The sequence below is a fragment of the Desulfuromonadales bacterium genome (assembly GCA_035620395.1).
In the GTDB taxonomy this organism is placed as follows: domain Bacteria; phylum Desulfobacterota; class Desulfuromonadia; order Desulfuromonadales; family DASPGW01; genus DASPGW01.
The window spans coordinates 1-12,738 of record DASPGW010000216.1 but is presented as its reverse complement, the minus strand read 5'-3'; the positions used below and the strand labels follow the sequence as shown (position 1 = coordinate 12,738).

Annotated in this window: 12 protein-coding genes; 10 read left to right on the top strand and 2 right to left on the bottom strand. The window is 65.2% G+C overall.

The annotated features are described in order from the left end of the window. From VD811_11955 to VD811_11930, 6 genes are all read left to right on the top strand, one after another. Positions 1 to 210, top strand: a 210-nt coding sequence (locus VD811_11955) for a hypothetical protein (GenBank protein ID HXV21689.1), incomplete at its 5' end; no start/stop codon positions are given. A gap of 76 nt (positions 211 to 286) precedes the next feature. Further along, positions 287 to 1,192 (top strand): branched-chain amino acid ABC transporter permease, encoded by a 906-nt coding sequence (locus tag VD811_11950; protein ID HXV21688.1) that lies wholly within the window; start codon positions 287 to 289, stop codon positions 1,190 to 1,192. Next, complete coding sequence (locus VD811_11945) at positions 1,192 to 2,145, top strand: branched-chain amino acid ABC transporter permease (protein ID HXV21687.1); 954 nt, start codon at positions 1,192 to 1,194, stop codon at positions 2,143 to 2,145. The genes VD811_11950 and VD811_11945 overlap by 1 nt, the downstream gene beginning before the upstream one ends. Positions 2,146 to 2,147: 2 nt before the next feature. Then, the gene (locus VD811_11940) at positions 2,148 to 2,900 is read left to right on the top strand and encodes an ABC transporter ATP-binding protein (GenBank protein HXV21686.1); all 753 of its coding nucleotides are present in this window, start codon (positions 2,148 to 2,150) and stop codon (positions 2,898 to 2,900) included. 54 nt (positions 2,901 to 2,954) lie between these two features. Then, the gene (locus VD811_11935; GenBank protein ID HXV21685.1) at positions 2,955 to 3,668 is read left to right on the top strand and encodes an ABC transporter ATP-binding protein; all 714 of its coding nucleotides are present in this window, start codon (positions 2,955 to 2,957) and stop codon (positions 3,666 to 3,668) included. 87 nt (positions 3,669 to 3,755) lie between these two features. After that, complete coding sequence (locus VD811_11930) at positions 3,756 to 4,604, top strand: DMT family transporter (GenBank protein ID HXV21684.1); 849 nt, start codon at positions 3,756 to 3,758, stop codon at positions 4,602 to 4,604. 71 nt (positions 4,605 to 4,675) lie between these two features. Here VD811_11930 and VD811_11925 read toward each other — a convergent pair whose 3' ends face one another. Beyond that, complete coding sequence (locus tag VD811_11925; protein HXV21683.1) at positions 4,676 to 5,311, bottom strand: LysE family transporter; 636 nt, start codon at positions 5,309 to 5,311, stop codon at positions 4,676 to 4,678. Between the two features lie 422 nt (positions 5,312 to 5,733). On the opposite strand from VD811_11925, the gene VD811_11920 reads away from it, so the two are divergent. Genes VD811_11920 through VD811_11905 form a run of 4 tightly spaced genes read left to right on the top strand, consistent with a single transcriptional unit; the run spans position 5,734 to position 12,029 of the window. After that, complete coding sequence (locus tag VD811_11920) at positions 5,734 to 9,411, top strand: response regulator (protein HXV21682.1); 3,678 nt, start codon at positions 5,734 to 5,736, stop codon at positions 9,409 to 9,411. Further along, positions 9,404 to 10,237, top strand: a complete 834-nt coding sequence (locus tag VD811_11915; protein ID HXV21681.1) for a protein-glutamate O-methyltransferase CheR — start codon at positions 9,404 to 9,406, stop codon at positions 10,235 to 10,237. The genes VD811_11920 and VD811_11915 overlap by 8 nt, the downstream gene beginning before the upstream one ends. Beyond that, positions 10,210 to 10,830, top strand: a complete 621-nt coding sequence (locus VD811_11910; protein HXV21680.1) for a chemotaxis protein CheB — start codon at positions 10,210 to 10,212, stop codon at positions 10,828 to 10,830. The genes VD811_11915 and VD811_11910 overlap by 28 nt, the downstream gene beginning before the upstream one ends. 14 nt (positions 10,831 to 10,844) lie before the next feature. Further along, the gene (locus VD811_11905) at positions 10,845 to 12,029 is read left to right on the top strand and encodes an ATP-binding protein (protein ID HXV21679.1); all 1,185 of its coding nucleotides are present in this window, start codon (positions 10,845 to 10,847) and stop codon (positions 12,027 to 12,029) included. A 210-nt stretch (positions 12,030 to 12,239) separates the two neighbouring features. Here VD811_11905 and VD811_11900 read toward each other — a convergent pair. Further along, positions 12,240 to 12,738, bottom strand: a 499-nt coding sequence (locus tag VD811_11900; protein ID HXV21678.1) for an ADP-ribosylation factor-like protein, incomplete at its 5' end; no start/stop codon positions are given.

Sequence of the window (12,738 nt, the reverse complement as noted above, 5' to 3'; positions counted from 1 at the left end):
GCCGGTGACGGCTTTCTGGCGGTGACGGCCGGGATGGAGGGGGCCAAATCGACCGACCCCGACAAGCTGGCCGGCTACCTGCACAAGGAGCTGAAGAACGCCGAGGGGCTCACCGGTCCGATCACCTTCAACGCCAAGGGGGATCGGGTCGGCGAAGTCTACAAGGTCTACCGGGTCGACGCCGCCGGCCGCTTCGTCCTGCAGCCGTAGCTCTCCCTCCGCCAACCACCGGTGCCGGGGCGGGCCGTCAGCCCGCCCCCGCCTTCTGCCAAGGGATCCGCCTTTCATGGAAGAGTTCTTCCAGCAGTTGACCAACGGCCTGGCCGTCGGCGGGATCTACGCCCTGATCGCCCTCGGCTACACCATGGTCTACGGCGTTCTGCGGCTGATCAACTTTGCCCACGGCGACCTGTTCACCCTCGGGGCCTACCTGGGGCTGACCCTGCTGACCTCCTTCGGTCTGGCAGAACGGGTCGGCCCCTTCGGCGCCGTGCTGCTGCTCACCCTCATGGTCATGGGGCTGGTGGCACTGGTCGGGATGCTGCTGGAGCGCGCCGCCTACCGCCCCCTGCGCCAGTCGCCGCGCCTGTCGGCGGTGGTCAGCGCCCTGGGCGCCTCGATTTTCCTGCAGAACACCATCATGCTGATCTACGGGGCGCGCCTCCATGTCTACCCGCAGGATATCCTGCCCCGGACCACCGTCGACCTCTTCGGCCTCTACGTCCCGCTGATGCGCATCGTGATCCTGGCTGCCTCGCTGCTGCTGATGGGCGGCCTCTACCTCTTCATCCAGAAGACCCGCATCGGCACCGCCATTCGCGCCGCCGCCATCGACCAGGGCGCGGCGCGCCTGATGGGGATTGACGTCGACCGGGTGATCATGCTCGTCTTCCTGATGGGACCCGCCCTGGGCGGGGCGGCGGGACTGATGGTGGGGGTCTATTACGGACAGATCAACTTCACCATGGGCTGGTCCTACGGCCTCAAGGCCTTCACCGCCGCCATCCTCGGCGGCATCGGCAACATCCCCGGGGCGATGGTCGGCGGGCTGCTGCTTGGGGTGGTCGAGGCCCTGGGGGCGGCCTACATCTCCATCGCCTGGAAGGACGCCATCGCCTTCTGCGTCCTCATCCTCATCCTCATCGTCCGCCCGACGGGGCTGTTGGGCGAGCGGGTCGCGGAGAAGGTCTGATGCGCCGCAACGCGCTGTTGTTCGCCGCCGGCGTCGCCGCCCTGGCCGCCGCTCCACTCTTCCTCAACACCTACTGGATCGATGTGCTCAACAGCGTCGGTCTCTACGCCCTGCTGGCGCTCAGCCTCAACGTCATTCTCGGCGACGCCGGGATGTACAACATGGGTCACGCCGCCTTCTACGCAGTGGGCGCTTACGCCGCCGCCATCCTCAACACCCGCTTCGATCTTCCCGTCCTCTGGGCGCTTCCCGTCGCCGGCCTGGCGGCGGCCCTGTTCGCCGCCGTGGTTGCCCGCCCGGTCATCCACCTGCGGGGGGACTACCTGCTGATCGTTACCGTCGGCCTGGGGGAGATCGTCCGCATCGCCCTGGTCAACGACCTCTTCGGCCTCACCGGCGGTCCGAACGGCATCTTCGGCATCGACCGGCCGCTCCTCTTCGGCCACAAGATCCGCAAGCCGCAGGAGTTTCTCTACCTGATCTGGGGGTTCGTCGCCCTCACCGTCCTGCTCTTCTACCGCCTGAAACATTCGCGCTTCGGCCGCGCCCTCGACTACCTGCGCGAGGACCCGGTGGCCGCCGAGGGGAGCGGCATCAACACCGGCCGCTGCCGCCTGCTTGCCTTCGTCATCGGGGCGGCCTGGGCGGGGATGACCGGCAGCCTCTACGCCGCCAAGATGACCATCATCTCCCCCGACTCCTTCAGCTTCTGGGAGTCGGTGCTGATCTTCATCATCGTCATCCTCGGCGGGGCCGGCAACATCGCCGGTGTGCTGCTGGGGGCTTTTCTGGTGGTGGGCCTGCCCGAACTCTTCCGCGGTTTCGCCACCGCCCGCATGTGGTTCTTCGGCCTGGCGATGATGGTCATGATGGTTTTCCGCACTCAGGGGATCCTGCCGCCGCGGCCGCGGCTCTTTTCCCGGCTCGGCAAAAACGGAGAGAAGACGCCGTGAAGATGCTGAGCCTGCAGGGCGTGAGCAAGACCTTCGGCGGTCTCACCGCCGTCAACGACGTCTCCTTCGAGGTCGCCGAGGGCTCGATCGTCGGCCTGATCGGCCCCAACGGTGCCGGCAAGACCACCACCTTCAACCTCATCACCGGCAACTACCGCCCCGACCGGGGGGAAATCCGTTTCCTCGGCAAGGCGATCAGCGGCCTGCCGACCCATCACATCGTCGCGCTGGGGATCGCCCGCACCTTCCAGACGATCCGCCTCTTCCAGAGCCTCTCGGTGCTGGAGAACGTACTGGCCGGCTGCCACTGCCGGCTGCGCGCCGGACTCTTCGCCGGCATGCTGCGCACCCCGGCCGAGCGGCGCGAGGAGCGCGCGGCGGTCGAGCTGGCCCTGGAGGAGCTGGCTTTCGTCGGCCTCGCCGGCCAGGCCGGCAGCCGCGCCGGCAGCCTCTCCTACGGCAACCAGCGACTGCTCGAGGTCGCCCGCGCCCTGGCTACCCGACCGCGCCTGCTGATCCTCGACGAGCCCGCCGGAGGGATGAACGGGCAGGAGACCGACGCCCTGCTCGGGCTGATCCGCAAGGTGCGCGAGCGGGGGATCACCCTCCTGCTCATCGAGCACGACATGGGACTGGTGATGCGCGCCTGCGATCAGCTGGTGGTGCTGGAGTACGGGGCGAAGATCGCAGAGGGGCCGCCGGAGACGGTCAAGAACGACCCGAAGGTGATCGAGGCCTACCTCGGGGCGGATTGACCATGACCGGCAAGGCTCGGGGCGCAAGGCTGAATAACAAGGGAAGAACCGATGCTGCTTGAGATTTCCGACCTGCACGTCAGGTACGGCCATATCGAGGCCCTGCACGGGATCGATCTGCACGTCGAGCGGGGGGAGATCGTCACCATCCTCGGCGCCAACGGCGCCGGCAAGTCGACCACCCTGCTGGCAATCAGCGGCCTGGTGCGTCCCTGGCGCGGCGCGATCCGCCTCGGCGACACCCAGCTGCACAAGCTCCCCGCCCACCGCATCGTTCGCCAGGGGGTGGCCCAGGCCCCCGAGGGGCGCCGGGTCTTCGGGACTCTCACCGTACACGAGAACCTCTCCCTCGGCGCCTTCTGCAGCCGCAATCCGAGCCGGAGCCGGCAAACCGAGGAGTGGATCTACCAGCTTTTTCCGGTCCTCGCCGAGCGGCGGACGCAACTCGCCGGGACCCTGAGCGGCGGCGAGCAGCAGATGCTCGCCATCGGCCGCGCCCTGATGGCCGACCCGCAGATCCTGCTGCTCGACGAGCCGAGTCTCGGGCTGGCGCCGATTCTGGTCAAGGCCATCTTCCAGACGCTCAGGGAGATCAACCAGGCGGGAATGACGATCGTCCTGGTCGAGCAGAACGCCCGGGCAGCCCTCAAGCTCGCCCACCGCGGCTATGTCCTGGAGGTCGGCCGGATCGCCCTGGCGGGGCCGGCCGCGGAGCTCCTCGCCGACCCCCGGGTCCAGAATGCCTACCTGGGGGGGCACGTCGCCTGAAGGGCCTCGCCGCCCCTGCTCTCCACCTACTTCCGGCTGCCGCGACGGCCAGCGCCACATCAACGTCGATTTCACCCCCGGAGGGATATGCAGCGACAGACCGCCGTCCTGATGCTGGTGGGGGCCGCCCTGTTCTGGAGCACCGGCGGCTTCCTGATCAAGTGGGTCGACTGGCATCCCCTGGCGATCTCCGGCATGCGCAGCGCCATCGGTGCCGCCGTCCTGTTCGCCGTTTTCCGGCCGCGCCGGTTCACCTGGTCGTGGCTCCAGCTCGGCGCCGCCGTCGCCTATGCCGCCACCGTCACCCTGTTCGTCGTCGCCAACAAGGCGACCACCGCCGCCAATGCCATCCTGCTGCAGTACACCGCGCCGGTCCATGTCGCCCTGTTCGGCGCCTGGTTCCTGGGGGAAAAGCCGCGCCGGCTCGACTGGCTCACCCTGCTGCTGGTTTTGGGCGGAATGGTCCTCTTCTTCCTGGAGGACCTCTCCGCGACCGGGATGTGGGGGAACCTCGCCGCCCTGGCGAGCGGCCTCTCCTTCGCCTGGCTGGCGCTCTTTCTGCGCCGGCAGAAGGAAGGTTCGCCCGTGGAGTCGATCCTGCTCGGCAACCTGCTGGCCGCCCTCATCGGCCTCCCCTTCATGCTGCAGTCGAGTCCCACCGAAGCCGGCTGGCTGGGGCTTACCCTGCTCGGCGTCTTCCAGGTGGGGCTCCCCTACGCCCTGTTCGCCCGGGCGATCCGGGAGGTGACCGCCCTGGAGGCGATGCTGATCCCCGCCATCGAGCCGGTGCTCAATCCTCTCTGGGTGCTGCTCCTGCTCGGAGAAGCGCCGGGGGGGCTGGCCCTGGTGGGGGGAGCGGTCATCCTGTCCGCAGTCACCGGCCGCGGCCTGCTGCCGCTGCTGGAGAGGCGCCACCGCCCGTGGGCAGCGGGTTGAGTCCTGCCGCGGTCCGCAAGGGAAGCATTCCCGGCGGCCGCAACGGCCAACGCGCATTATCTCCCTTTGCCTCAGTTCCCAGACACCGCAATCCTGATCCCCAGCCCGATGAGGACGGCACCCATAAGCCGCTCGAACCAATGGCCCAGGCGCTGGAAGCCGCTGCGCACCCGCTGGTGGCCGAAAAGCATGGCTATGCCAGAAAACCATACGGCGGTGGCGGCTGCCATGTAAAGGCCGTATCCCGCCTGGATGAGGACAGGTGTTTCCCTGCTGATCACAACTGAAAAGAGCGAAAGAAAGAAGAGGGTCGCCTTGGGGTTGAGACCGTTGGTCAGAAAGCCGGTGCGGATCGCCTGGCCCGGTGTTGGCGCGGTGTGCGCCACCCCTTGCCGGTTCGTGGCCGCCGGCTGGGGGCTGGCCCGCAGTGACTTTGCGCCGAGATAGATCAAGTAGAGTGCCCCGCCCAGCTTAATCATGTTGAAAATCACGATCGAGCGGGAAATCAGCAGTCCGATGCCAAGCAGCGAGTAGGAGACATGGACGAAGATGCCGAGACCGACGCCGAGGCTGGTCCAGAGAGCTGTGCGCCGGCCGAAGGTAACGCTCTGGCGGACCACGATGGCGAAGTCGGGGCCGGGGCTGGCGACCGCCAGCAGATGGACGATGGCGATGGTAAAGAATTCAAGCAGAAAGCCTTCCTGCACGAGTGGGTTCTCCTGGAAAGGGCATGCAGTCAATCTCCGGCGTCCGCCGAAAGCGAAGGAGGCGGCCTTAGATTCGGCAAAGCGTTGCGATTTGTCAACCCTTCTCGTGGATGGAATGACAGAAGAAGACTCCTTAAGAAATGGTTTTATGAGAATTTCGGGGGACCTTCTGCCCCTTCAAGATCGCTCCGGAAACCTGGCCAACACCCCATATCTTTTCGAGTGTCCCTGACAATCCAGCCTGCACCGGTGCAGGCCGCGGCCATCGACGGATCCTTTGTTGACAAAGCCGCTCGGATTCCCCAACTCTACCGCCCACAAGAGTTTTCTCGGCTTTTTTGATGAAAAAAAAAGGCCGTGAAGGTAAAATAGCGGCTCAATCAGAACCGTCGGCGTGCCGCGGCTGCAAAAAGGAGTGCCCGATGATCCGAAGATTGTCCCTGTCCACCCGCCTGACCGCCGGGTTTCTGCTGCTGTTGCTCCTTACCGTTGGCGTGGGAGCGGTGGCCATGCTCAGGATCGACTCCCTTGCCGAAATCCACCGGAAGACCTACGATCACCCCTTTACCGTTCGCAGCAATGTCCTCGAAATCCGCTACGACATCCAGGCGATGCGTGCACACATGCTCTCCGTGCTGCTGGCCGACGGGACGCAGCGTCCCGAGCTGGTGGCGGAACAGTTTGCCGCCATCGACCGGGATATTAGAAAAAAATTCCAGCTGGTCCAGGACCGCTACCTCGGGCCGAAGGAGGATTTTCGAGAGATGGCGGCTGCTTATGAAGACTGGGAACGCGCCGCCTCCAGGGTTGTCGCCCTGCTCCGGGACGGAAAGCTCGAGGAGGCCCGCAACCTGCGCCGGGACGAGGTCTACTTGCGCGCCGAAAAGATGCTGGCGGCGGCTGATACGGTGGCTGAATTTGCCGCCAACCGGGCGGCCCGTTTCCTTGCCGAGGCGAAGACGGAGCGCGAACGGGCACTGACGGCCATGGCGGCCCTGCTGGCTTTCGCCCTCGGGGCCAGCGTAGTGATTTCGCTGCTGATTATCCGCAGCATCACCTCGCCCGTGGAAAAACTCGTCACACTGGCCCGCGACCTCGCCTGCGGCAAGGACCTCAAGGAACAGCCGGTGCTCTATAATGACGAGGTCGGCCAGTTGGAGCACTCCTTCAACTCCATCATCGCCGCCAGCAACCAGGTGGTGGGACAGGCGCGCACCATCGCCGCCGGCAGCTATGCGGAAGTGATCCGCCTGCGCTCGGAGGAGGACACCCTGGGGATCGCTTTGCGCACCATGACCGCCTCCCTGGCCGAGCGGGAGCGGGAAAGCCGGGCCGAGAACTGGCTGAAAACGGGGCAGAACCAGCTCGGCGAAAACCTGCGCAGCAACCAGGAGTTGCAGATTCTGGCCGCGGCGGTGGTCGGCTTCCTCGCCGAGCGGCTGCACAGCCAGATCGGCTGCCTCTACCTGCTGGACGAAAAGGCGGGGCGGCTGCGCCGCCAGGGAAGCTACGCCTGCGCGACCGAAGAGCTCCCCGCCGGCTTCGCCCTGGGAGAGGGGCTGGTGGGACAGGCCGCGGCCGACCGCCGCACCCTGCTGCTCAGCGACATCCCCGCCGATTACCTGCGCATCGGCTCCGCCGTGGGAACGACGCTCCCCCGCCATCTGCTCATCGCCCCCTTTATGTTCGAGGGACGCCTGCTGGGGGTGGTGGAGCTGGCCTCCCTGACCCCCTTCACCGAACTGGAGCAGGAGTTCGTCTCCCGGGCCGGCGCCATCCTCGGCTCCGGGTTCAGCCTGGCCCTGGCGCGCCGGGAGATGCAGCTGCTGCTGCAGACCACCCTCGAGCAGGCCGAGGAGCTGCGGGTCCAGCAGGAGGAGCTGGCCGCCACCAACGAGGAGCTGGAAGAGCAGACCCAGGCCCTCAGGGGCTCCGAGCGGCTCCTGAAGGAGCAGCAGGAGGAGTTGCGGGCGACCAACGAGGAGTTGGAGGAGAAGACCCAGGACCTGGAGCTGCAGCGGGAGCGGATTCTGCAGAAAAACCGGGAACTGGAGGAGGCGCAGCGGGAACTGGAGCAGCAGGCCCACGATCTGGAACAGGCCAGCCGGTACAAGTCGGACTTCCTCGCCAACATGTCCCACGAACTGCGCACCCCGCTGAACAGCCTGCTGATCCTCAGCCGCGACCTGATGGAAAACCGCGACGGCAACCTTATCGACAAGCAGGTGGAATCGGCGGAGGTGATCCACAACAGCGGCATCGATCTGCTCAACCTGATCAACGACATCCTCGACCTCGCCAAGATCGAGGCGGGGCGGATGGACCTGTTCGAGGAGACGCTGGCGCTCATCGACCTTGCCGATGCGCTGAAGGCGCGCTTCCTCCCCCTGGCGAGAAAAAAAGGCATCGATCTGCGCCTGCTGCTGGAGGATGACGCACCGGAGGCCATCCATACCGACCGGCAGCGTCTGGAGCAGGTTTTGAACAATCTGGTTGCCAACGCCGTGAAGTTCACTGAACAGGGGAGCGTGGAGGTCGCCTTTGCCGCCGCGGCCGGCGCCTCCCCCGCGGAGCCGGAAATCGTGATCACGGTGCACGACACCGGCATCGGTATTCCGGCCGACAAGCTGCACGGGATCTTCGAGGCGTTCAAGCAGGCGGAGAGCGGCACTTCCCGCCGCTACGGCGGGACCGGCCTGGGACTGGCCATCGCCCGCAACCTGGCCGGGCTGCTGGGCGGGACCATCACGGTGGAAAGCACCGTCGGGGCTGGTTCGACCTTCACCCTGCGCCTGCCGCAGCGCCACTCCCAGCCGTCGCTTCCGGCACCGGCACCCGCCCCGCCAAGGCCGCTGCTCTCGCCCGTTGCCGCCGTCACCAGGCCCGCCGCCGTGCTCGCCATCGACGACGACCGCGGCAGCCTGGCCCGGGGGGAGCGTTCCATCCTGATCATCGAGGACGACCCGACCTTTGCCGCCACCCTGCGGGAGGTCTGCCGCTCCATGGCTTTCAAGACGATCTGCGCCCTCACCGGTGAGGAGGGGCTCATCCTCGCCCGAGCGCATCTGCCCACCGCGGTCATTCTCGACCTGCGGCTCCCCGGCATGAGCGGCTGGCAGGTGCTGGAGACCCTCAAGGCCGACACCGAACTTCGCCACATCCCGGTTCACATCATCTCCTGCGAGGATCCCTCACGGGAGGCCTATACCCTGGGAGCGGTCGGTTTCCTGAGCAAGCCGGCCACCCGGGAGGAACTCGAAGGGAGCCTGAAGAACCTGGAGGCGGTCCTCAACAAGAGCATCAAGGAACTCCTGCTGGTCGAGGACGACGACAACCTGCGGGGGAGTATCGAACGGCTGCTCGCCCACGACGACATCGCCGTCACCGCCGCGCCGAGCGGCGCCGCCGCCCTGGCGGCCCTGGCGGCGAAACCCTTCGACTGCATGGTGCTCGACCTCGGGCTCCCCGACATGAGCGGCTTCGAGCTGCTTAAGGCATTGCGGGCCGACGGGCGCTGTGCCGCGCTGCCGGTGATCGTCTACACCGGGCGCGAGCTTTCCCGCGAAGAGGAGCGGGAACTGCGGCAGATCTCCGAAGCGATCATCGTCAAGGGGGCCAAGTCCGAAGAGAGGCTGGTGGATGAAACCGCCATCTTCCTGCACCGGGTGGTGAACAAACTGGGCAAGAGTCAGCAGCAGGTCATCCTCAACCTGCACGACCGGGACTTCTACCTGCGCGACAAGGGGGTGCTGCTGGTCGATGACGACATGCGCAACCTCTTCGCCCTGGCCAAGGTCCTGGAACAGCGCGGGCTGCGGGTAGTCAAGGCGGAGGCGGGGGACAAGGCGATTTCGCTCCTCCGCGAGGGGGCGGGGGTGGACCTCATCCTGATGGATATCATGATGCCGGGGCTGGACGGCTACCAGACCACCCGGGCCATCCGGGAACTGGGAATCCGCACCCCCATCATCGCCCTGACCGCCAAGGCGATGAAGGAGGACCGGGACAAGTGTCTGGCCGCCGGGGCCGACGATTATCTCGCCAAACCGGTCGACACGGATCGGCTGATGTCGATGATGCGGGTCTGGCTCTATGCATAGGGCAGACACCCTGGAGGTGGAAGAGCTGGAAATCGACCTGCTGCTGGAGGCGCTCCACCGCCGCTACGGCTATGACTTCCGTGATTATGCCCGGGCCTCGCTGCGCCGCAAGGTCCGCCACATCGCCACCACGGTCGGCGTGGCGCAGGTCAGTGACCTGATCCCCCGACTCCTGCACGATCCGGAGCTGTTCGGCAGCGTGGTGGGTGCCTTCGCCACACCGGTGACGGAGATGTTCCGCGACCCGCTGTTCTTCAAGTTCGTGCGGGATTCCGTCGTCCCCCATCTGAAGACCTGGCCCTTCGTCCGCATCTGGGTGGCCGGCTGCGCCACCGGCGAGGAGGTCTATTCCCTGGCCATACTGCTCAAGGAAGAGGGGATCTACGAGCGCTGCACCCTGTTTGCCACCGACTTCGTCGACCCGGTGCTGCGCCGCGCCCGGGACGGCATCTACCCCCTGCGCAACATGAAGACCAACAGCGCCAACTACCAGCGGGCCGGCGGGCGGGCAACGCTCTCGGACTACTATCACGCCGATTACGATTCGGTCATCATGGAGGCGGGGCTCAGGAAGAACATCACCTTTGCCAATCACAACCTGGTAACAGACGGGGTTTTCAGCGAAGTCCACCTGATTTTGTGCCGCAACGTGCTGATCTATTTCAACAGCACCCTGCAAAAGCGGGTGCAGGATCTCTTCCACGCCAGCCTGCTGCATGGCGGTTTTCTTGCCCTGGGCAGCAAGGAGTCGCTGCGGCACGGCGACTTCCAGGACAAATTTCGGGAACTGGAGCCGACGTGGAAGGTCTACCGCAAGATCGTTTGAAGCGGCCGGAGAAAGGGCGATCGCGCCGTTTCGCCGCGGCGGTCATCGGCGGCTCGGCCGGAGGCATCAATGCCGTGACCACCATCGTCTCGGCGCTCCCCGCTTCGCTGCCGCTACCGGTGGTCGTGGTGCTCCATCAGAGCCCGGGGGAGCCGCTCGGCTGGGTGGAGTATCTCGGCCGGCACGCCAGTCTGCCGGTGGTGGAGGCGGAAGACAAGATGCCCCTGAGCGCCGGCATGATCCACTGCGCTCCGGCCGGCTACCATCTGCTGCTGGAGACAGACGGCACCCTGGCCCTGTCGGTGGATGAAAAGGTCAACTTCACCCGGCCGAGCATCGACCTGCTGTTCGCCAGCGCTGCCGACGCCTTCGGCCCGGCACTGATCGGGATCGTCCTGACCGGCGCCAATGGCGACGGCGCCCGGGGTCTGGCAGAGATCGCCGCCGCCGGCGGCCTGGTCATGGTACAGTCGCCCCGCACGGCGGAGTGGCGGGTCATGCCGGAGGCGGCCCTGCAGGCGGCGCCGCAGGCCTTGGTGGTGGACCTGGAAGAGATTGCGGAAAAGCTCGCCGAACTGAGCTTGGCACAATGAGAAGGAGCATGGCCGTGGAAAGACCTGCCATTCTGATCGTGGACGACCGGGAGGAAAATCTGCTGGCGCTGGAGAGGATTCTGGAGCGGACCGGCGCCGTTACCATCAAGTCTCACAGCGGCAACGAGGCCCTCAAGGCCTGCCTCAACCACGAGTTCGCCCTGGCCCTGCTCGATGTTAACATGCCGGAGATGAACGGCTACGAACTGGCGGAACTGATGCGGGGGGAACAGTGCCTCTCCAACATACCGATCATTTTTCTCACCGCCGCCTACACGCAGCAGCACGAGGTCTTCAAGGGCTACTCCTGCGGCGCCGTCGACTACATGGTCAAGCCCCTGCAGCCCGAAATTCTTCTGAACAAGGTGGAGGTTTTCCTCGACATCTTCCGACAGAAACGGGAACTGCACCAGCGCGGGCAGGAACTGGAGAGGCTCAATCGCGAACTGCAACAGGCCAAGGAGGCCGCCGAAGCGGCCACGAAAGCGAAGAGCGCCTTTCTGGCCGACATGAGTCACGAGATCCGTACGCCCATGACCGGCATTATGGGGATGACGGAGCTGCTTATCGACTCCGGCCTCACTTGGGAGCAGCGGGAGTATGCTGAAATCGTGCTGCGCTGCGGCAAGAACCTCCTCGCTCTCATCAACGACAGCCTCGATCTGGCAAAAATCGAGGCCGAACACATGCGGTTCGAGGTGGTCGATTTCGACCTGCAAGAGACTCTCAACGGCGTCACTACCCTGCTGGCCCATGCTGCGCAGGAGAAGGGGCTCGGGCTTTTCACCCTGCTGGCACCCGAGGTGCCGACGGTGGTGTGCGGGGACCCGGGCCGGCTGCATCAGATCGTCACCAACCTGGCCGGGAATGCCATCCGGTTTACTGAGCGGGGAGAGGTCAGAATCGGGGTCAGGCTGGAAGCGGAGGACGAGACCAGGGTACGGCTGCGTTTTGAAATTCAGGACACCGGCATCGGCATTTCGGAAAAGCATCTCGCCGACATCTTCAACCCTTTCGTGCAGGCCCATTCTGAAACCGGCCGCAAGTACGGGGGGACGGGTCTCGGGCTTTCCATCTGCAAAAAGCTGGTGGAGCTTTTCGATGGCAAGATCGGCGCGGAGAGTACGGTGGGAGCGGGCTCGACCTTCTGGTTTACGGCCGTTTTCGAAAAGGCCGGCTCCCCGGCTGCCGGGAGATGAGTGATGAGAGATTACCTGAACGACTGTCAGAAAATCGAACAGGCGATGGGCGAGGTCTACCGCAAGCTCGCCGGCGTGGAAACCTACAGCGCGAAGCTCAGAAGCATATTCGAGCGGATGGCCTTTTCTCGTGATGCAGGGGTGCAGGAACCGCTGAAACAACCGTCAGAGCGACGGCTACACGGGCTTGCTCCCCAACTGTCGAGCTATTTATCCGCCACCTTTTTTCAGGTCGATGAGGATCTGCTTGGCCACCGCCTTGAGTGTCTCGAACACGCCCTCGCCGGTGGTGGCGCAGGCCTCGAACTCGGGGACACTGTCGGGGTTGAGCAGATTGCGTAATTCATCGACGCTGGTTACATTGGGCAGGTCGCGTTTGTTGTACTGAATGACGAAGGGGAGCTTTTCCAATTCGTAGCCCTGCTCCTCAAGGTTGACCTTGAGGTTTTCCATGCTCTCGATATTGGCGTCGAGGCGCTCCTCCTGCGAATCGGCGACGAAAACGACACCGTCCACCCCCTTGAGAATGAGCTTGCGGGATGCATCGTAGAAGACCTGTCCGGGAACGGTGTAGAGGTGAAAGCGGGTTTTGAAGCCGCGAATTTCGCCGAGCGCGAGGGGGAGAAAATCGAAAAACAGGGTCCGTTCCGTCTCGGTGGCCAGGGAGATCATCTTCCCTTTCGCCTCGGGAGCGGTCTTCTGGTAGACG